Source organism: Thioclava electrotropha, assembly GCF_002085925.2.
Lineage (GTDB): Bacteria > Pseudomonadota > Alphaproteobacteria > Rhodobacterales > Rhodobacteraceae > Thioclava > Thioclava electrotropha.
Genome location: NZ_CP053562.1, coordinates 2411383 through 2432250 on the forward strand (window position 1 = coordinate 2411383; position 20868 = coordinate 2432250).

General features: G+C 64.6%; 15 protein-coding genes and 1 pseudogene. 7 read left to right on the forward strand and 9 right to left on the reverse strand.

Going from position 1 to position 20868, the window contains the following annotated elements; genetic code table 11:
• Positions 1-4 precede the first annotated feature (4 nt).
• From AKL02_RS11475 to AKL02_RS11500, 6 genes and pseudogenes are all read right to left on the reverse strand, one after another.
• Entirely contained in the window at positions 5-904 is a 900-nt protein-coding gene (locus AKL02_RS11475) for an ABC transporter permease subunit (RefSeq protein WP_078520873.1), read from the reverse strand.
• A 5-nt stretch (positions 905-909) separates the two neighbouring features.
• Positions 910-1917, reverse strand: coding sequence for an ABC transporter permease subunit (locus AKL02_RS11480; RefSeq protein ID WP_078520874.1), 1008 nt, complete (start codon positions 1915-1917; stop codon positions 910-912).
• 160 nt (positions 1918-2077) lie between these two features.
• Positions 2078-3668, reverse strand: a pseudogene (locus AKL02_RS11485) (ABC transporter substrate-binding protein).
• Positions 3669-3890: 222 nt separating this feature from the next.
• Positions 3891-4769: a transglutaminase family protein gene (locus AKL02_RS11490; protein WP_083077229.1), complete on the reverse strand. Its 879-nt coding sequence runs from the start codon at positions 4767-4769 to the stop codon at positions 3891-3893.
• Positions 4770-4773: 4 nt separating this feature from the next.
• Complete coding sequence (locus tag AKL02_RS11495) at positions 4774-7209, reverse strand: circularly permuted type 2 ATP-grasp protein (RefSeq protein ID WP_083077232.1); 2436 nt, start codon at positions 7207-7209, stop codon at positions 4774-4776.
• A 21-nt stretch (positions 7210-7230) separates the two neighbouring features.
• Positions 7231-10605, reverse strand: coding sequence for a transglutaminase family protein (locus AKL02_RS11500; protein ID WP_083077235.1), 3375 nt, complete (start codon positions 10603-10605; stop codon positions 7231-7233).
• Between the two features lie 231 nt (positions 10606-10836).
• Here AKL02_RS11500 and AKL02_RS11505 point away from each other — a divergent pair, with 231 nt between their 5' ends.
• Positions 10837-11838, forward strand: coding sequence for a Fe(3+) ABC transporter substrate-binding protein (locus tag AKL02_RS11505; protein ID WP_232621605.1), 1002 nt, complete (start codon positions 10837-10839; stop codon positions 11836-11838).
• Between the two features lie 85 nt (positions 11839-11923).
• On the opposite strand, the gene AKL02_RS11510 is transcribed toward AKL02_RS11505, so the two are convergent.
• Positions 11924-12697 carry a hypothetical protein gene (locus AKL02_RS11510; RefSeq protein ID WP_083077238.1) on the reverse strand — a complete coding sequence of 258 codons (774 nt, stop codon included), beginning with the start codon at positions 12695-12697 and terminating at the stop codon, positions 11924-11926.
• Between the two features lie 195 nt (positions 12698-12892).
• Between AKL02_RS11510 and AKL02_RS11515 the strand changes: the two genes are divergently transcribed.
• The gene (locus AKL02_RS11515; protein ID WP_083077240.1) at positions 12893-13828 is read left to right on the forward strand and encodes a nucleoside hydrolase; all 936 of its coding nucleotides are present in this window, start codon (positions 12893-12895) and stop codon (positions 13826-13828) included.
• Positions 13829-13988: 160 nt separating this feature from the next.
• On the opposite strand, the gene AKL02_RS11520 is transcribed toward AKL02_RS11515, so the two are convergent.
• Entirely contained in the window at positions 13989-14594 is a 606-nt protein-coding gene (locus AKL02_RS11520; RefSeq protein WP_078540620.1) for a peptidylprolyl isomerase, read from the reverse strand.
• Positions 14587-15093 (reverse strand): peptidylprolyl isomerase, encoded by a 507-nt coding sequence (locus AKL02_RS11525; RefSeq protein ID WP_078520883.1) that lies wholly within the window; start codon positions 15091-15093, stop codon positions 14587-14589. The genes AKL02_RS11520 and AKL02_RS11525 overlap by 8 nt, the downstream gene beginning before the upstream one ends.
• Positions 15094-15274: 181 nt before the next feature.
• On the opposite strand from AKL02_RS11525, the gene AKL02_RS11530 reads away from it, so the two are divergent.
• From AKL02_RS11530 to AKL02_RS11550, 5 genes are all read left to right on the forward strand, one after another.
• Positions 15275-16471 carry a phosphoglycerate kinase gene (locus AKL02_RS11530; RefSeq protein WP_083077242.1) on the forward strand — a complete coding sequence of 399 codons (1197 nt, stop codon included), beginning with the start codon at positions 15275-15277 and terminating at the stop codon, positions 16469-16471.
• Positions 16472-16694: 223 nt separating this feature from the next.
• Positions 16695-17588: a fructose bisphosphate aldolase gene (locus AKL02_RS11535; RefSeq protein WP_083077245.1), complete on the forward strand. Its 894-nt coding sequence runs from the start codon at positions 16695-16697 to the stop codon at positions 17586-17588.
• Between the two features lie 360 nt (positions 17589-17948).
• Positions 17949-18245 carry an FtsB family cell division protein gene (locus AKL02_RS11540; protein WP_152844401.1) on the forward strand — a complete coding sequence of 99 codons (297 nt, stop codon included), beginning with the start codon at positions 17949-17951 and terminating at the stop codon, positions 18243-18245.
• A 182-nt stretch (positions 18246-18427) separates the two neighbouring features.
• Positions 18428-19453, forward strand: coding sequence for a pyruvate dehydrogenase (acetyl-transferring) E1 component subunit alpha (pdhA, locus tag AKL02_RS11545; protein WP_078520888.1), 1026 nt, complete (start codon positions 18428-18430; stop codon positions 19451-19453).
• A gap of 14 nt (positions 19454-19467) precedes the next feature.
• On the forward strand, positions 19468-20856 hold the full coding sequence (locus AKL02_RS11550) for a pyruvate dehydrogenase complex E1 component subunit beta (protein WP_083077247.1): 1389 nt from the start codon (positions 19468-19470) through the stop codon (positions 20854-20856).
• The last annotated feature ends 12 nt before the right edge of the window (positions 20857-20868 follow it).

Sequence of the window (20868 nt, forward strand, 5' to 3'; positions counted from 1 at the left end):
TGGCTTAGCTCCGCTTCAGTTTCGGATCGAGCGCGTCGCGAAGGCCGTCGCCCATCAGGTTGATCGCCAGCACGGTCACGAGGATCGCGAGACCCGGGAAGGTCACGACCCACCAAGCACGCAGGATGAACTCGCGCGCTTCCGACAGCATCGTGCCCCATTCCGGCGTCGGCGGCTGTGCGCCCATGCCGAGGAAGCCAAGGGCCGCCACGTCGAGGATCGCGTTCGAGAAGCTCAGCGTGCCCTGCACGATCAGCGGCGCGAGGCAGTTCGGCAGAACCGTGCGGAACATCAGGCGCATATGGCCCGCGCCCGCGACCTGAGCGGCCATGACGTAATCGCGGTTCTTCTCTGACAGCACCGCGGCGCGGGTCAGGCGCGCGAAATGCGGCTGATAGACGATGGCGATGGCGATCATCGCGTTGATCAGCCCCGGGCCGAGCACCGCCACGAAGACGAGTGCCAAGAGCAGCGACGGGAAGGCGAGGATGATATCCATCACCCGCATGATCACGGTATCGACCCAGCCGCCGAACCAACCGGCGAGCAGCCCGAGGATCACCCCCACGGAGAGCGCGAGCAGCACCACCATCACGCCGATGAACAGCGAGAAGCGCGCGCCGAACAGCAGACGCGAGAGGATATCGCGCCCGACCGCATCGGTGCCCATCAGGAAGGTGCCGTTGGCATCATGCGTCAGCGGCGTCGCCAGAAGCGCGTCGCGGAACTGCGTGTCGGGATCGAAGGGCGAGATCAGCGGTGCCGCGATCGCGGCCAGCGCGATCAGGGCGAACACCACCAGACCGATCACGGCCCCACGGTTTTCTTTGAAATAGAACCAGAACTCGGCGAATTGCGCGCGGCGCGTGCCGGCCGGAATATCGGTTTCGGTCACTTCGGACATGTCACTCACCTATGCCGGATACGCGGGTTAATCAGACCGTAGAGCAGGTCCACGATCAGGTTCACGAACATCACGATCAGCGCGATCATCAACAGACCGCCCTGCACGGAGGGGTAGTCGCGCCGCGAGATCGAATCGACCATCCATTTGCCGATGCCCGGCCAGGAGAAGATCGTCTCGGTCAGGATCGCGCCGGCCATCAGCATACCGACCTGCAGGCCGATCGTGGTGATCACCGGGATCATCGCATTGCGCAGCGCGTGGACGCCCACGACGCGGCGCGGCGGCATCCCCTTGGCGCGCGCGGTGCGGACGTAATCCTCGCCCAGCACTTCAAGCATCGCCGAACGGGTCTGGCGCGCGATCACCGCGAGCGGGATCGTGGCGAGCACGACCGCAGGCAGGATCAGGTGGCTCAGCGCCGAGGTCAGCGCGCCGGATTGCCCCGACATCAGCGCGTCCCAGATCATGAAGCCCGTGCCGTTGGGGAAGTAATACATCAGCGAGATGCGCCCCGAGACCGGCGTCCATTGCAGGATGCCCGAGAACAGGATGATCAGCAGCAGGCCCCACCAGAAGATCGGCATCGAATAGCCCACGAGCGCCGTGCCCATCGTCGCCTGATCGAACCACGAGCCGCGCTTGATCGCGGCCAGCACGCCGATCGGAACGCCGATCACGACGGCGAGGAACATCGCGCAGACGCCCAGCTCCAGCGTGGCCGGGAAGAGCGCGAAGAACTCGCCCAGCACCGGCTTGTGGGTCACGAGGCTGTCGCCGAGATTGCCATGGGCGAGTTGCCAGATGAAATCGAGATATTGCTGCCAGAGCGGGCGGTCGAAGCCGAGCTGATGCGCCAGCTCAGCATGGCGTTCGGGGCTCAGCCCGCGCTCGCCTGCCATCAGCAGCACCGGGTCCCCGGGCAGCACCCGAACGAACCCGAAGGCCACGATCGTGATGCCGATCAGCGTGGGGATCAGCCAGAGGATCTTGCCGATTATGAAACGTAACATGTCACCGGTCCTGTTTGCGGTTCTCTTCGGAACCTGTGGGGAGCCCCTGCCCGCCGCACCCAGTTGCGCCAGCGGTCATCGGTCTCCGATGTTTGGCCCCTAAAAGTATTGCGAGGCGCCCGGTCTCCCGGACGCCCCAATCACGCGGGTATTCTCAGGATCACTCCGAGATGTCCACCCCGTAGAAGTCGTGACCGCCCAGCGGGCTCATCACGTAGCCGCTGACTTTGGTCGACATCGGCATGAACACGGTCGAGTGGGCGATGGTGTCCCACGGCGCCTGCTCTTTGAAGACTTCCTGAGCCTGTTCATAGAGCTTGGTACGCTCGGCCTGATCGCTCGATTGACGCGCCTTGGTGATCAGATCGTCGAATTTCTGATCGCACCAGAAGGCACGGTTTGCACCGCTTTCAGCCGCCGAGCAGAACCGCGAGGAAGTTGTCCGGGTCGCCATTGTCGCCGGTCCAGCCGAGGATCACCGCACCGTCACGGGTCGGATCTTTCGACTTCTTCAGATACTCGCCCCACTCGTAGGAGACGATGTTCGCGGTGACGCCGACCTTGGCGAGATCCGATTGCATCAGCTCCGCGGTGCGGCGTGCGTTCGGCATGTAGGGCCGCTGCACGGGCATCGCCCAGATGTTCATCTCGAGATCTTTGACGCCAGCCTCGTCGAGCATTTTCTTAGCCTGCTCAGGATCGTAGGCGTCGTCCTTGATGTCCTTGTTATAGGACCACATGGTCGGCGGGATCGGGTTCTTGGCAACCTGGCCAGCGCCCTGGAAGACCGCGTCGATGATCGCGTCCTTGTTGATCGCCATGTTCAGCGCCTTGCGGACTTCCGGCTTGTCGAACGGCGCCTGCGTGGTGTTGTAGGCGAGGTAAGCCACGTTCAGACCGGGCTGCTCGTCGACCTTGATGTTCGAGTCGTCCTTGAGCGCCTGAATGTCGGCCGGCGACGGGTACGGCATGATCTGGCATTCGCCCGCCTGCAGCTTCTGCATGCGCACCGCCGGATCGGGGGTGATCGCGAAGATCAGATCGTCGACCGGGGTCTTGCCCTTGAAGTAATCCGGGTTCGCTTTGTAGCGGATCACGGCGTCCTTCTGGTAGGCCACGAAGGAGAACGGACCGGTGCCGACCGGCACGTTGTTGATGTCGGCCTTGCGGTCTTCGCCGGCGAGCTTGTCGGCATATTCCTTCGACATGATCGACGCGAAGTCCATCGCGAGGTCGGCAAGGAACGGCGCGTTCGGCTCGGACAGAGTGAACTTCACCGTGTAATCGTCGACTTTCTCGATCGATTTGATGATCGTCGGCATGTCCATGCCAGCATAGTATTCATAGGAAACGCCCGGCGCGTAAGCGTAATAGGGGTTGTCCTTGTTGCCCTGACGGTCGAACGAGAAAATCACGTCATCGGCGTTGAAATCGCGGCTGGGGGTGAAGCCCTCGACCGAGTGGAATTTCACGCCCTTGCGCAGGTTGAACGTGTAGGTCAGGCCGTCGTCGGAGACGTCCCAGCTTTCTGCGAGGCCCGGTTCGATCTCGGTCGTGCCCGGCTTGAATTCGACCAGCTGGTCGTAGACCGGGTGCGACGAGGCGTCGAACGTCGTGCCCGAGGTGTAGGGCGCGGGATCAAAGCCTTCCGGCGACGCTTCCGAGCAATAAACGAGCGTCTTGGCGCCGGCTCCGCCTGCGGTCATCATCACCGCGGCAGCCCCCGCCAAAAGCATCGAGCGAATGGTCATGGTCTGTCCTTCCTGTTGGTTGGTCTTTTCGTGAGTGCTGCCGCCCCCTCCGGTCGCGCAGCCGCGACATCGTGGGACGGTTCAAACACAAACTGGTGAGGAGTAAATCGTGCTTTGATCACGTGGTCAATGAATGCCGCGACGTCGCGGGTCACGAGCCAGTGAAGCTTTCGTGCGAATCCCTCGGCGCGCCGCACGATGGCGCGCCGGGGTTGCGCAGGCTCAATCGAGCGGGATCACATCCACCGCCTGCGCGCTTTGCTGACCGCCTGCGCCGCGCATCGCCCCGCGCAGGGGCGGCACGTCGTCATAGTCGCGCCCATAGCCGACGGTGATGTAATCCTCGCCCGCATATTGATTGTTGGTCGGATCGAACTCGACCCAGCCGGTCTCGGCGCCCGCCCAGGCGCGCACCCAGGCATGCATCGCATCTGCGCCTTCCAGACGCGGTTGGCCGGGCGGCGGATAGGTGCGCAGAAAGCCCGAGACATAGCCCGCCGGGATCCCCACCCCGCGCAGGCAGGAGATCATGATATGGCTGAAATCCTGACAGACGCCGTGGCGGTTCGCGAAAGCCTCGGCTGCGGGCGTGTTCACATCGGTCGCGCCCGCATCGAAGCGCATCTCGCGGTGCAACGCGCGGCCCACCGCCTCGATCGCGCCGCGCGCGGTCTGGCCCGGCTGCAACTGTGCCTGAGCGAACTCCGTCATCTCTTTCATCGGAGCCGCACGGCGTGAGGCCGCGAGAAAATGATGCGGCGCATTGGGCGCGAGGCTGCGGAATTGAGCGATCTCCTGCGCCAACTCCTCGCGCGGCGAGGACAGGTCCAGCCCCGGCTCCGCGAGCCCCCGGTCAATCTTGGCGTTAAGGATGACGCCGATCTCGGCGATCGGCGCGTGCCAGACCGCCGAGGTCATCGCATTGCCGAAGAAATCGCGCGAGTCGTGGCGCTCATCGGGTGGCGGATCGAAGCTGAGCAGGCGCGACGTGACCGTCTGCATGCCCGCAATGTCCGACGGCAGCACCCGCAGCAAGGTCCGCGCGTGATCGGAGGGCGCGTTATACCGGTAGATTAGCTTTAACTTCACCTCGTAACGCATCGTATTACCTCAGATATTTCTGCGACACGAGATCGGAGAGCCGGAACAGGTCGGACCGGATCTGCTGCAACATTTGCGGCGTGACCTCCTCCGGCTCCATCACCGAGAGCTGCGTGCGCAGAGGCATCAGCGCGCGCAGCAGATCGCCCGGACGCCCGGCCACCTCGGCCTCGGGAAGCTCATCAAGAAGCGCCTTCAACCGATTGAGATGAAACAGAATTGCGCGCGGGTTGGCGGCGTCGAGCACGAGCAGGTCCAGCACCGTTTCCAGATTGGTGCGCACCCGGTAGCGGCGCTGGTGGGTGATGACGCTGTCGGCCACCTCCACCGCCAGATCGAGCGCGCCTTCCGGCGCATCCTCGGCGGTGAAACGGATGAGCAGCGCGGCAATCCCGTCGGCGCGTTCCAGCGCCCGCCCGATCGACAGGAAGCGCCAGCCCTCGAAACGATACATGTTCTCGTGCACGAGACCGGAGAACCCGGTGATCTTGCGCAAAAGCACCCCCATTGCGCGCGCCGTATCGTCGCCGGGGCGCGCGGTGCTTACCATGCCGCGGGCGGTTTTCGACAGGTCCTTCAGCGCCAGCCAGCCATCGGTCGAGAACCGGTCGCGCACTTTCGACGCGCAGGCCTGCGCCGCATCGAGCCGCTGCAACAGCGCATCCGGCACGGGTTGCGAGATATCGAAGCCATGCGCGCCGAGGAACTCCGCCAGACGAGCCAACCGCTCGTCTTCCGGGCTTCCTGTCGCGGCGAGGCGCAGGTGATAGGCGCGGATCACCCGGATCGAGTCTTCGCAGCGCTCGATATAGCGGCCGAGCCAATAGAGGTTGTCGGCGGCGCGCGCAGGCAGCGTGCCGGGGATCTTGCGCCGGAAGGTGCCGGTCTGGCGCGGCGCCATGCTCGCCGAGGGCACCGGCTTGTCCGAGACGATCCAGACATCGGCCACGGCCCCGCCCTGCTGCATCGACAGAGCGGTCGCATCGCCCTCCGGCCCGATCCGGGCATAGCCGCCCTTCATGAACTGCCAGCCCTGCGGCGTGCGCGCCGCAAACACCCGCACCGTCATCGGACAGGGCCGGACCGAGCCGCCGCCCTGCCCGTCGTCATGCCATGCGGGCGTCGTGGACAGCGTCACCGCCTCCTGCCCCACCAGATGCCGGCCCTCGGCCTCCAGCCAATCCGCGATCGGCACCTCCGCGCCCGACCGGAACTGTCCGCCCAGCGCGGTCGCGGCATCCAGATCGAAGGGCAGGTTCACCGCCATCGCAGGGCCGATCATCATGGTCTCGGCATTGGCGCGGACATGGGCGCGCTCGGACGCGCCGCCGCACCACCATGTCGCGATATTGGGCATGGCGAGCGGCTGCCCGGTCAGCACCCGCGAAATCTTCGGCAGGAAGGCCATCAGCGCGCGGGTCTCCAGTACGCCCGCGCCCAGCGCGTTGACCATCGCGAGATTGCCCTCGCGCACCGCCTCCATCAGACCCGGCGTGCCGATCTGCGTGTCGGGGTCCATCTCGAGCGGATCGACGAAGCCCGCATCCATCCGCCGCCAGAGCGCGCCCAAGGGTTGCGGCCCCTCGATCGTGCGCACCATCGCCTCACCATTCTGCACCAGCAGATCCTCGCCTTCGAGCAGCGAGAGACCAAGGTAGCGCGCGATATAGGTATGCTCATAGTAGCTGTCATTGGCCGGGCCCGGCGTCAGGATCGCGGCGCGGCGCATATCGCCCTCTCCCCGCCCCGCAAGCGTCTCCAGCGCAGCGCGGAAATCGCTAAAGAAGGTGGCGAGCTTGTGGATATGATCGCGCGGGAAGCTCTCGGGGAAGATGCGCCCCGTAGCCATCCGGTTCTCCAGCGCGAAACCCGCCCCCGAGGGCGCCTGCGTTCGATCCCCCAGCACAAACCACGACCCATCCGGTGAGCGCCCGATCTCGAAGGCGAGGAAATGCAGGTAATTCCCCCCCTTGGGCTCCACCCCCACCATGGGGCGCATCCAATGCGCGTTGCCTGCGATCAGCTCGGGCGGCAGGTGCCCGTTCGAGACGAGATTTCCCGGCCCGTAGAGGTCGGCCATCACCGCCTCCAGCAGATCGGCGCGCTGTGCCAGCCCCTCGCAGATACCCGACCACTCGCTTTCATGCAGGACGACGGGGATATGGCTCAGCGGCCATTCGCGTTCGGCCAGCACGTCGTTGGAATATTGCCGGTAATAGACGCCCGCATCGCGCAGATACTGATTGGCGCGCTCGAAGCGTTGCGGGATTTCCCCGGGTTCGAGCTTCAGGAACTTCTCCACGAAGGGCCGCCAGACGCGCCGCATCGCACCGGAGCGTTCGAACAGCTCGTCGGCCACGCCCGGCACGGGCGCATAGCCCGCCAGAAGCGGGTGCTGTTCGAGCGGGCTCGCAGCGTCGGGCGTATCGGGGCTTTGCATCGGGTCTCCGTTAGGCTCGGATCAACTCAGCCCGACAGGACGTCGCAGGTCAAGCGTCAGGGGGAACTCCGGATGGGGGGTCTCCGGTTCCGGACGATATGCCCCCGGCGTGTGACCATGCCCCTCGAAGCGTGCCAATCGGCGGGCTTCCGCCTCGTTGCCGTTCACCGGGAAGGTATCGTAGTTGCGCCCCCCCGGATGGGCCACGTGATAGATGCAGCCCCCGATCGCCCTGCCCGTCCAGTCGTCATAGATGTCGAAGGTCAGCGGCGCATTGACCGGCAGCGTCGGATGCAGCGCCTCCGCAGGTTGCCACGCCTTGAAGCGTACCCCGGCGACCGAGACACCACTTTCCTGTGTCCGAGCCAACGGCACGGGACGGCGGTTGCACATCACCCTGTAGCGGTCCTGATGGAGCGAGGTCATCTTCACCTGCAAGCGCTCGACCGAGCTGTCGGTATAGCGCACCGTGCCGCCAATGGCGCCGGTCTCTCCCAGCACATGCCATGGCTCCAGCGCCTGACGGATCTCGAGATGCACGCCTTCGGCCTCGATCTGACCGCAGAAGGGAAAACGGAACTCCGATTGCGCCTCGAACCATTGCGGATCGAGATCGAAGCGGTGGCGGCGCAGGTCGGCGAGAAGATCGGTGAAATCCTCCCACAGGTAATGCGGCAGCATGAAGCGGTCATGCAGCACCGTCCCCCAGCGCACCGGACGCCCCTCGACCGGAGCATTCCAGCACCGCGCGATGATGGCGCGCAGCAGCAGTTGCTGAGCGAGCGACATGCGCGGGTCCGGCGGCATCTCGAAGCCGCGGAACTCGACGAGACCAAGGCGCCCCGTGGGGCCGTCGGGCGAATACATCTTGTCGATGCAGATCTCCGCCCGGTGGGTATTGCCGGTCACGTCGGTCAGCATGTTGCGCAGCAGACGGTCCACCAGCCACGGCGGCGGCACGTTGCCTGCCTCGGGCGGGTGGATCTGGCTCAGTGCAATTTCCAACTCGTAGAGCGTATCGTGCCGCGCCTCGTCGATGCGAGGCGCCTGCGAGGTCGGGCCGATGAAGAGGCCCGAGAACAGGTAGGACAGCGACGGATGCCGCTGCCAGATCAGGATCAGCGATTTTAGCAGATCGGGGCGACGCAGGAAGGGGCTGTCGAGCAGCGTCTCTCCCCCGACAACCACGTGATTGCCGCCCCCCGTACCGGTATGGCGCCCGTCGATCATGAACTTGTCGGCCCCCAGCCGCGACTGGCGGGCCTCTTCATAGATCGCCTCGGTGGTGGCGACGCAATCCTCCCAGCTATGGGCGGGATGGATATTCACCTCGATCACACCGGGATCGGGCGCGACCCGGATCACGTTGAGGCGCGGATCATGCGGCGGGGCGTAGCCTTCGATATGGATCGGCAGGCCCATCGCCTTGGCGCTTTCCTCGGCGGCGGCGATCAGTTCGAGGTAATCTTCCAGATCCTCGGTCGGCGGCATGAAAACGCACAGCCGCCCGTCGCGCGGCTCGACCGAGATCGCAGTGCGCACCACGCCGTCGATGGTATCGAGATCCTGCTCGACGATCCGCTGCCCCGGCTCGGCCGATTGCGCCTCGGAGACGGGCTGGCTGTGTTCCTCCGTGGGCTTGTCGACCAGCCCCTTCTCGGCAGCCTTCTCCATCTCGGCATGGAAGTCGGGCAGATCGCCTTTGGGCAGCGAGGTGTCGGTGACGTAGTGATAGGGATATTGCGCGGGCGGCACATAGGGCAGCGCGCCCAGCGGCAGACGGAACCCCGCGGGGCTGTCCCCGGGGATCAGGAACAGCTTGCCGCGCCGGGTCTTCCACTTCTCCGAGCGCCAGCGATGGCCGGGCTTCGCCTTGGCCTGCCAGCGTTGCACCGGCAGGATGTAGCCCGTGGGCGTCTCCAGCCCGCGATTGAAGACCCGCGCGAAACGCGCACGATCCTCGGGGTTCTTCAGCTTGCTGTCTTCGGGCGTGACGTTGGCGGGCAGATTGCCCTCTTTCAGCATCCATTCGGCCGGGTCTTCATAGGCGGGCTGGGCGTGCTCGGGCTCGATCCCCAGATGTTCGGCGATGCCGCGCATCAAGGTACCGGCCTCCTCCGGCCCCGCGCCGGTCTTGTCGCCCTCCTTGGCGATCAGATCCTCGTCGCGCCAGATCGGCTTGCCGTCGCGCCGCCAGTAGAGCGAGAAGGTCCAGCGCGGCAGGCTTTCGCCCGGATACCACTTTCCCTGCCCGTAATGCAGGAAGCCCCCCGGCGCGAAGCGATCCCGCAGCCGCCGGATCAGCTCGTCGGCCAGAGCACGCTTTTGCGGACCGACGGCGGCGGTGTTCCACTCGTCGCTCTCGAAGTCGTCGATGGAGACGAAGGTCGGCTCGCCGCCCATGGTCAGGCGCACATCGCCCGCTTTCAGGCTTTCGTCCACCTTGCGCCCCAGCGCATTGAGCCGGTCCCAGGCCTCGTCGGAAAACGGCTTGGTGATGCGCGGATGTTCGGCCACCCGGTCTACCGTCATGTCGAAGGCGAAACTCACCTCCGGGCTACCGACCGAGGAAAAGCCCCCCGAGATCGGCGCGGCATTGCGGAAATGGGGCGTGGCCGCCAGCGGGATATGGCTCTCGCCGGTCAGCAATCCGGACGTCGGGTCCAGACCGATCCAGCCCGCACCGGGGATGAAGACCTCGCACCATGCGTGCAGGTCGGTGAAGTCGTGATCGGTGCCAGACGGCCCGTCGAGCGCCTCCAGATCGGGTTTCAGCTGGATCAGGTAGCCCGAGACGAACCGCGCCGCGAACCCCAGATGCCGCAGCACCTGCACCAAGAGCCACGAGCTGTCCCGGCACGAGCCCGAGCGTTTCTGCAAGGTCTCCTCGGGCGTCTGCACGCCGGGGTCCATGCGGATCGTGTAATCCACCACCTTCGAGATATGCGCATTCAGCGCGACGAGGAAATTGACCGTCCCTTTGATCGTGTAGTCGATCTCGCCGATGAACTGCGCCAGCAGCGGGCCTTCCGGCTCGGGCGTGCGGTAGATCGACAGGTCGTCGCGCAGCTCCTCGGGGTAGTCGAAGGGCCATTCCTCGGCAAACTCCTCGGTGAAGAAGTCGAACGGGTTGTAGACGGTCATGTCCGCAGTCAGGTCCACCTCGATCTTCAGCTCCGTCACCGGTTCGGGGAAGACGAAGCGCGCGAGCCAGTTGCCGTAGGGGTCCTGCTGGTGATTCACGAAATGCCCGCCGGGCGAGACCTTGAGCGAATGCGAGATCACCCGGGTGCGCGAATGCGGCGCGGGACGCAGGCGGATGATCTGCGGGCCGAGCGTCACCGGGCGGTCATAGGTGTAATGGGTCAGGTGATAAATGCTGGCATGGATCGCCATAAGTCTCGCTCCCGCAATAAGTCTTCGCGATTTCACGATGACGGAGGCGGCGCTCCGGTAAAAGCCGCAATTTCAAAAAATGCGCCCTGCCCCTGCCCATTGGTCAATCGAACGCCCAAAAAGCGGGCAGGCAGGCAGCGGCAAAATATTTCCGATCAATTCACTCAGGCATTGACGCGTTCGTGAGCGACCGTTACCTCTTCGCTCACGAAAACGCGAATGGAGACTTCAATGACCCGGACCCTCGCCCTCGCCCTGATGGGCACGGCCCTCGCCACGCCGACGCTTGCGGATGTGAACATCTACTCCCACCGTCAGCCCGAACTGATCCAGCCCGTGCTCGACGCTTTCACCGAAGAGACCGGGATCGCGGTGAACATCGCCTATGTCGAGAAAGGCATGGTCGAGCGCCTGAAAGCCGAGGGCGACCGCTCCCCCGCCGATCTGGTGCTGACCGTCGACATCGCACGGCTGAGCGAAGTAGTGAATGCGGACGTGACGCAGGCGGTCGAGGACCCGGCGCTGCAAGACACGATCCCCGCCGAATTCCGCGACCCGCAGAACCACTGGTTCGGCCTGACCTCGCGCGCCCGCATCGTCTATGCCTCGAAAGAGCGCGTGGCCGATGGCGAGGTGACAACCTATGAAGACCTCGCCTCCGACAAATGGAAGGGCCGCATCTGCACCCGCTCCTTCACCTCGGATTACAACGTCGCGCTGACCTCGGCCTATCTCGCCCATCACGGCGAAGAGGCGACCAAGGAATGGCTCGAAGGGCTGAAGGCGAACCTCGCCAAGACGCCCGAGGGCAACGACCGCAGCCAGGTGAAGTCGATCTGGGCGGGCGAATGCGACATCTCGCTGGGCAACACCTATTACATGGGCCAGATGCTCGCCGATCCCGAGCAGGCGCAATGGGCCAATTCCGTGCGCATCACCTTCCCGGTCTTCGAAGAAGGCGGCACCCATATGAACGTCTCGGGCATGGCGATGACCAAATCCGCGCCAAACCGCGACGATGCGCTCAAGCTGATGGAATTCCTCGTCTCGGATGAGGCGCAGGAAATCTACGCTCAGACCAACCACGAATTCCCGATCAAGCCGGGCGTTGCGCGCTCCGAACTGGTGCAAAGCTGGGGCGAGTTCACGCCCGATACGCTGGACCTCGCGAAACTGGCCGAGCTGCGCCCGACCGCGCTGAAGCTGATCGACGAGGTCGATCTCGACGGCTGATCGCGATCAGACCTGAAACAGAGAAAGCGGCGTCCAACGGGCGCCGCTTTTTTCATTCTCCGGAAATGGTGAGCAACCGCAGCGGTTACTGGGCCGCGATCTGCAGCGCCTCGTCGGGGCCGATGCGCACGCCGTCGATGGCGGCCATCTGTTCGAGATCCTGCTCATAGCGCCGCTGCAGCGAGGCCCGGTCGAGCGGATCGAACTCGGCTATCGGCGTACCTTGCGGCTGCTGGTGATGGAACCGCGCCAGACGGCGTTTCTGCTTCGGCCCGATCACGACGCCCGAATGGTGCAGGCGCTGCATCATCGCGATCACCGTATCGGCATGCGCGGCCTCGGCATCGGGCGCGGGATCGAGCGACGCGCCCGGCACCAGCGCGGCCATCGCCTCGCCGATTTTCGAGCCATGCGGCAGCACGATGATTTCGCGCGGGTTGAGACCGGCTTTCAGATCGCGCACCACGTTCACCCAGCGGCGCGGACGCGCCATCAGGCGCGGCGTCAGCTCTGCGAAGGGCTTGAGCGGACGGCGCGCGGCGAGATCACGCCAGAGCGCCGGGTAATACTCTTCATAGCTCGGCGCGTAGAGCACCACGCGCCCGACCGAACCGCTCAGCGCCTCGCGGAACCGCTCGGCCCGTTCCTGCGCCCGGGCGAAGAGGTGATAGAGCCCCGCCGCCGCATCGCCGATCAATTGCGAATCGAGATGGACACGCCCGCCAGCCGCAGCCCCGATCACCGCCGGACCATAGCCTGCGCGGGCCAAAGCGTCCTGCCCACAGCCAAGCGTGCGTGCCATCTGGCCACTCATTCCACCCGAAGCGGGCGCTGCGATGAAGATGTGATGCTGGTTCATGTCTGGGTGTCCTTCCCTGCAGATAGTGGTCTAGAGACCGAATGTGGCCAAATGTGGCCGCCCGCAGGAAAGCTTCGCGGCGAACACACGCATAGGTAATGTCGATTTGGTGTGCCCGAGGGTCACCCGCACCCATATCTGGACATCGCCGCGCCGCCGCGCCAAGGTCGCGCCGGACCCGCGAAGGAGGCGAAAATGGCGCGCAAGATCATCATCGATACCGATCCCGGACAGGATGACGCGGTGGCGATCCTGCTGGCGCTGGCCAGCCCCGACCTCGAAGTTCTGGGCATCACCTGTGTTGCCGGGAACGTGCCGCTGCAGCTGACGTCCAAGAACGCGCGCGTGGTCTGCGAACTGGCCGGGCGAACGGATGTGCAGGTCTATGCGGGCTGCGACAGCCCGCTCGCGCGCGACCTGGTCACGGCGGAATATGTCCACGGCAAGACCGGGCTCGACGGGATCGAACTGCCCGAGCCTAAGATGCCGCTGCAGGACCAACACGCGGTCGATTTCCTGATCGAGACGCTGCGCGCCCATCCCGCCGGCAGCGTGACGCTCTGCCCGCTGGGCCCGCTCACCAATATCGCGACCGCGCTCCAACGCGCCCCCGACATCGCCGAGAAGATCGCAGAGATCGTGCTGATGGGCGGCGCCTATTTCGAGGTGGGCAACACCACACCCGCCGCCGAATTCAACATCCATGTCGACCCGCAGGCCGCCGAGATCGTGTTCAGATCCGGCGTGCCGCTGGTGGTGATGCCGCTCGACGTGACGCATAAGGCGCTCACCACCCGCGCCCGCGTCGAGGCGTTCCGCAATCTCGGCACGCGCGTCGGCCATGCGGTCGCCAGCTGGACCGACTTCTTCGAGCGCTTCGACATGGCGAAATACGGCTCCGAGGGCGCACCGCTGCACGATCCCTGCGTGATCGCCTATCTGCTCAAGCCCGACCTGTTCACGGGGCGGCATATCAATGTCGAGATCGAGACCACATCGGAGCTGACCATGGGCATGACCGTCACCGACTGGTGGCGCGTGACCGACCGGGCGCCGAATGCGATGTTCATGGGTGATCTGGATGCGGACGGGTTCTACAAGCTCCTGACCGAGCGCATCGCACGGCTGTAACGCGCAGGGGGCCCTGCCCCCCGTCGCCGTAGGGCGACAAACTTAAGGGAGAGGGGGCTCTGCCCCCACTTCGCTGACGCGAAGCCCCCCGGGATATTTGGGCCAAGCCGAAAGTGGCAGCCTGCGCAAGAGAAAGGGGGCCGAAGCCCCCTTGCCCGGTTTACTTGTCTTCCACCGTCGCCTTGACGATGTAATCGGGGTCGTCGACCACGCCGTTGCGCGCGGCGTCGCCCTTCTTGATCTTGTCGACCACATCCATGCCGCTCACGACATGGCCCACGACGGTATATTGCCCGTCGAGATGGGGGGCGGGCGCGAACATGATGAAAAACTGCGAATTGGCCGAGTTCGGATCAGCCGAGCGGGCCATGCCCACGATGCCGCGCTGGAAGGAGATATTCGAGAATTCCGCCGGAAGATCGGGCAGATCGGAGCCGCCCATGCCGGCCATCGACGTATCTCCGCCCTTCTTGCCGAATTGCACATCGCCCGTCTGGGCCATGAAGCCGTCGATCACGCGGTGGAAGACGACATCGTCGTATTTGCCTTCCTTGGCGAGCGTCATCAATCGTTCGGCAGATTTCGGGGCCTTGTCGGTGAGCAAGTCGATCACGACCTTGCCCTCGGTCTGACCACCAATCTGCAGGACGAGCTTCGGCCCGCCGGTATCGGCAACGCCCGAGCTGTCTTGTGCGAAGGCCGCGGGTGCTGCGACGACGAGGCTTGCGGCGGCGGCGAGAACGGTGCGGCGCAGGATATTACGCATCGGCGGCCACCTTCACCGAGATCATCCGGTCGGGGTTCTGCGGCGGCTCGCCGCGCGCGATCTTGTCGACATTGTCCATGCCCTCGATCACGCGACCATAGACCGTGTATTGACCGTTCAGGAAATGGTTGTCCTTGAAGTTGATGAAGAACTGCGAATTGGCCGAGTTCGGGTTCTGCGAGCGCGCCGCGCCCAGCGTCCCGCGATCATGCGGCAGCTTCGAGAATTCCGCCGGAAGGTCGGGATATTGCGACCCGCCCGTGCCCGCGCGGCCCGGATTGTAGTCCTTTTCCATATTCGCGTTCGCGACATCGCCGGTCTGGGCCATGAAGCCCTCGATCACGCGGTGGAAGGCCACGTTGTCATAGGCGCCGTCGCGGGCAAGTTGCTTCATGCGCTCGGCATGTTTCGGGGCGACGTCGCTGAGAAGCTCGATCACGACCGGCCCGTCCTTGAGCTCGATGATGATCGTGTTCTCGGGATCCTTGATATCGGCCATTGGGTCCTCCGTTGAAAATTTGGGCCGACCATAGGAGCGAGGCCCTTGCGCGGCAAGGACAAAGCGCCGCAGTTCGGTCAGCCGTGTTGACGCGACCCATCGCCGCAGGCATGAAGAACGCAAGCCGCGGGAGCGGGCCACATTCATGATGGTCCCCTGCGCAGATAGGGAGAGTGATTTCATGGCTTGGAAAACCCTCGACGAGGTCGATCTGGACGGTAAGGTCGTGCTGGTGCGCGTGGATATCAACGTGCCCGTGGAGAACGGAAAAGTGACCGACGCGACGCGGATCGAGAAGATCGTGCCGACCGTGCAGGACATCATGTCGAAGGGCGGCAAACCGGTGCTGCTGGCGCATTTCGGTCGCCCCAAGGGTCAGGTCGTCCCCGAAATGAGCCTCGAGCCGCTGGTGCCCGCGCTGGAGAAAGCCTTCGGCTTCCCGGTGAAATTCGCCAAGGACTGCGTCGGCGGCCCCGCGAAGGAAGCCGTGGGCGCGCTGCAGAAGGGCGAGGTTCTGCTGCTGGAGAACACCCGCTTCCACGCAGGCGAAGAGAAGAACGACCCGATGCTGGCCGCCGAGATGGGCGCGCTCGGCGAGGTCTATGTCAACGACGCCTTCTCGGCCGCGCACCGTGCGCACGCTTCGACCGAAGGCATCGCGAAAATCCTGCCCGCAGCCGCCGGTCGTCTGATGGAAGCCGAGCTGAAGGCGCTCGAGGCGGCTCTCGGTGACCCCGAGCGTCCGGTGACGGCGGTCGTGGGCGGCGCGAAGGTCTCGACCAAGCTCGACCTGCTGGGCAATCTGGTGGCCAAGGTCGATCACCTGATCATCGGCGGCGGCATGGCCAACACCTTCCTTGTGGCGCAGGGCATCGATGTCGGCAAATCGCTGGCAGAGCGCGACATGGCGGGCACCGCGCAAGAGATCATGGAGAAAGCCAAGGATGCGGGATGCAAGATCCACCTGCCCGTCGACGTGGTCGTGGCGCGCGAGTTCAAGGCGGGCGCCGAGAACGAGACCGTGGCCAATGACGCCTGCCCGGCGGATGCGATGATCCTCGACGCCGGTCCGAAATCCGTCGAGGAGATCACGAAGGTCTTCGAGAACTCGCGCACGCTGATCTGGAACGGCCCGCTCGGCGCGTTCGAGATCGCGCCCTTCGATGCGGCGACCAATGCGGCGGCGGCGAAAGCGGCCGAACTGACCCGCGACGAGAAGCTGATCTCGGTCGCGGGCGGTGGCGATACGGTCGCGGCGCTCAACAAGGCCGATGCGGCGAAGGACTTCTCCTATATCTCGACCGCGGGCGGCGCCTTCCTCGAATGGATGGAAGGCAAGGTCCTGCCGGGCGTGGCCGCGCTCGACCAGCAGAACTGAGCTTCGCGCCCTGTGACAGGGCGCAGAGACGGACCGGGCCGGGGCTGCGAGAGCGCCCCGGCCCTTTTCATTTGCGCGTCTTTTCGCGGCGCAGGACGGCGCGCAGCGGCGAGGTCACGCCAAAATTCACGCCATTTCGCGATGTTAGCGTCACCAGCGTTGCATCGCCCCGGCGCGGAAACTATCCCTTCAGACGACCCAATATCCCGCAGGAGGAATTCCCATGTCCAACGCCAAGCAGACCGAACAGATGCGCGAGGGCAACGGCTTCATCGCAGCCCTCGACCAGTCGGGCGGCTCCACCCCCAAGGCGCTGCGGCTCTACGGGATCGAGGAAGACGCCTATAATGGCGAAGAGGAAATGTTCGACCTGATCCACCAGATGCGCGCGCGGATCATCAAATCCCCCGCCTTCACCGGCGAGAAAGTGGTCGGCGCGATCCTGTTCGAGCAGACGATGGATCGCGAGATCGACGGCACGCCCACCGCCACCTATCTTTGGGAAAAGCGCGGCGTGGTGCCCTTCCTGAAGATCGACAAGGGGCTGGAGGCCGAAGAGAACGGCGTGCAGCTGATGAAGCCGATCCCGGGCCTCGACGATCTGCTGTCGCGCGCGGTCAAGGCGGGCATCTTCGGCACAAAGGAGCGGTCGGTGATCTCGGCAGCCAATGTCGGCGGCATCAAGGCGATCGTCGATCAGCAGTTCGAGCTGGGCATGCAGGTGCTGAGCCACGGGCTCGTGCCGATCCTCGAGCCGGAAGTGACGATCTCGATTGCTGACAAGGACGAGGCCGAACAGATGCTGCTGGCCGAGATCCTGAGCCATCTCGACACGGTGCCGGACGGCAAGCAGGTGATGCTGAAGCTCTCGCTGCCGACCGAGCCGAACCGCTACAAGCCGCTGGTCGATCACCCGAAGGTGCTGAAGGTCGTGGCGCTCTCGGGCGGCTATTCGCGCGACGAGGCGAATGAGAAGCTGGCGAAGAACACCGGAATGATCGCCTCCTTCTCGCGTGCGCTGACGGAGGGTCTCTCGGCCCAGCAGTCGGACGAAGAGTTCAACGCGATGCTGGAAGAGGCGATCACCTCGATCCATGCGGCGTCTGTGGCGGGGTAAGGTCGGTTAACCGATCAGGGGGCTCTGCCCCCACTCCCTGCGGGAGCTCCCCCGGGATATTTGAACCAAGCCGAAGCGGGGCGTCGGGAGGCGGCCCGCTTTTTTGAATCGCAGGCGACCTTGCGGCGTCGCGCCGGGACACGCTAAAGCCGCGTCCCGGACAAGAAAGGTGCGGAACCGGCGCACCGCCCGATGCACAACCCGGTGCGCAACGGCATGCTAAATCTTTGCAGAATTGATCATCCGGGGGATTCCAATGACGAATCACATGTGACATGATTCGAGGCACAGGGCCCGTCAGAGGCCGTGGCGCGGGTCTGGGGGACAGGCACGCGACCAGCGAAGAAGCGAGGCAGGACAATGGTGATGAGACGCCCCACGATCGGGCCTCTGATTTTCGTGACCGTGGCGGTGGTGCTGGGCGCCTATTTCGCCTTTGCCGCCGTGCAGGGGCGTTACGGCATTCTCAGCCGCGTGCAGATCGAAGCGGAGATCGACGCCAAGCGCGCCGAGCGCGATGCGCTGCGCGCCAAGGTCGACCGGATGGCCAACCTGACCCATCGCCTCTCCGACGATTACCTCGATCTGGACCTCCTCGACAGCCGGGCGCGCGAAGTGCTGGGCGCGATGCGCTCGGACGAGATCGTGATCCGCTGAGAGGCTTACAGGCCTGCCCATTTTCGCGGCACAAACATCGCTCGAAAACCGCCTCACCGGCCCTAGTTGAAACGTGAGCGCCATTCCTGCCCTGCGATACCGCAGGGTCATTGCCTTCGGCCCGGCATTGCTGTAAGGAATGGTTTAACGCTAAACTATTCCGGCCAAGGGAGGTCTGACCAATGGCAGCACGGAAAGGCTCGGCGAGCGGCGCCAAAGCGGGCGCGAATGTCTCGGCCGAGGAACTCAAGCAATATTACCATGACATGCTGCTGATCCGGCGCTTCGAAGAGAAGGCGGGTCAGCTTTACGGCATGGGTCTGATCGGCGGCTTCTGCCACCTTTATATCGGGCAGGAAGCGGTGGTCGTGGGCCTCGAGGCTGCGGCGAAGGAAGGCGACAAGCGCGTCACCTCCTATCGCGATCACGGGCACATGCTCGCCTGCGGGATGGACCCGAAAGGCGTGATGGCCGAGCTCACGGGCCGCGATGGCGGTTACTCGAAGGGTAAGGGCGGCTCGATGCACATGTTCTCGAAAGAGAAGCATTTCTACGGCGGCCACGGCATCGTCGCGGCGCAGGTGCCGATCGGCGCGGGCCTCGCCTTCGCGGATAAATACAAGGGCAACGACAACGTCACCTTCACCTATTTCGGCGACGGCGCGGCGAACCAGGGTCAGGTCGCAGAGACCTACAACATGGCGCAGCTCTGGGATCTTCCGGTCGTCTTCGTGATCGAGAACAACCAATACGCCATGGGCACCAGCGTGAAGCGCGCGACCAAGTCGCCGGACTTCTATGAACGCGGCATCGCCTATGGCATCGCGGGCGAGGAAGTCGACGGGATGGACGTGCTGGCGGTGAAACAGGCCGGCGAGAAGGCCGTCGCACACTGCCGCTCGGGCAAGGGCCCCTACATCCTCGAGATCAAGACCTATCGCTATCGCGGCCACTCGATGTCGGACCCGGCGAAATACCGGACCCGCGAAGAGGTGCAGAAGATGCGCGAAGAGCGCGACGCGATCGAGCATATCCGCCAGCTTCTGCTGACCGGCAAGCACGCGACCGAGGACGAGCTCAAGCAGGTCGACAAGGATATCAAGGCGATCGTCAACGGCGCCGCCGATTTCGCCAAGGAGAGCCCCGAGCCCTCCGCGGATGAACTTTACACCGACATCTATACCGATGTCGCGCCGCAGAACGCCTGAGGGGGGAAAGACAGATGGCAACCAAGATTCTGATGCCCGCGCTCTCGCCCACGATGGAAGAGGGCACGCTGGCGAAATGGCTCAAGAAAGAGGGCGACGAGATTTCGGCCGGTGACATCATCGCCGAGATCGAGACCGACAAGGCCACGATGGAGTTCGAAGCGGTCGACGAAGGCACGCTGGGCAAAATCCTCGTCGCGGAAGGCACTTCCGGCGTGAAGGTCAACGACCCGATCGCGGTGATGCTGGAAGAAGGCGAAGATGCCTCCGCCGCGGAAGAGGCCGAAGCGCCGAGCACTGGCTCGGATGCGGCTGAAAGCGACGAGAGCGACGAACCCGCGAAGGCACCCGCTCAGGCGAAATCCTCGGACGACGACATGCCCAAGCCCGACACCACGCCGGATTGGCCCGAAGGCACGCCGATGAAGACGCAGACCGTCCGCGAGGCGCTGCGTGATGCGATGGCCGAGGAAATGCGTTCCGACGACACCGTCTTCGTGATGGGCGAGGAAGTCGCCGAATACCAAGGCGCCTACAAGGTCACGCAAGGGCTCTTGGACGAGTTCGGCGACCGCCGCGTGATCGACACGCCCATCACCGAGCATGGCTTCGCCGGTCTCGGCGTCGGTGCGGCCTTCGGCGGACTGCGCCCGATCGTCGAATTCATGACCTTCAACTTCGCCATGCAGGCGATGGATCAGATCATCAACTCGGCGGCGAAGACGCTGTATATGTCGGGCGGCCAGATGGGCGCACCGATGGTGTTCCGCGGCCCGAACGGCGCGGCAGCCCGCGTGGCGGCCCAGCACAGCCAGGATTACGGCGCATGGTATGCCCATGTTCCGGGCCTGAAAGTGGTGCAGCCCTACTCGGCAGCCGATGCGAAAGGCCTGCTGAAATCGGCGATCCGCGATCCAAACCCGGTGATCTTCCTCGAGAACGAGATCCTCTACGGGCGCTCGTTCGAGGTGCCGGATCTGGAGGACTTCACCATCCCCTTCGGCAAGGCGAAGATCTGGCGCGAAGGGTCGGATGTCACCATCGTCAGCTGGGGCATCGGCATGAGCCACGCGCTCGAAGCGGCGGACAAGCTCGAGAAAGAGGGCATCGACGCAGAAGTGATCGACCTGCGCACCCTGCGCCCGGTGGATTACGACACGGTGCTCGCCTCGGTGCGCAAGACCAACCGCTGCGTGACCGTCGAGGAAGGCTTCCCCGTGGCAAGCTTCGGCAATCACCTGTCGGCCGTGATCATGGAGCGCGCCTTCGACTGGCTCGACGCGCCGGTGATCAACTGCACCGGCAAGGACGTGCCCATGCCCTACGCGGCGAACCTCGAGAAAATGGCACTCGTGACCTCGGACGAGGTCGTCGATGCGGTCAAAAAAGTCACCTACCGGTAAGGGGATAGCGCA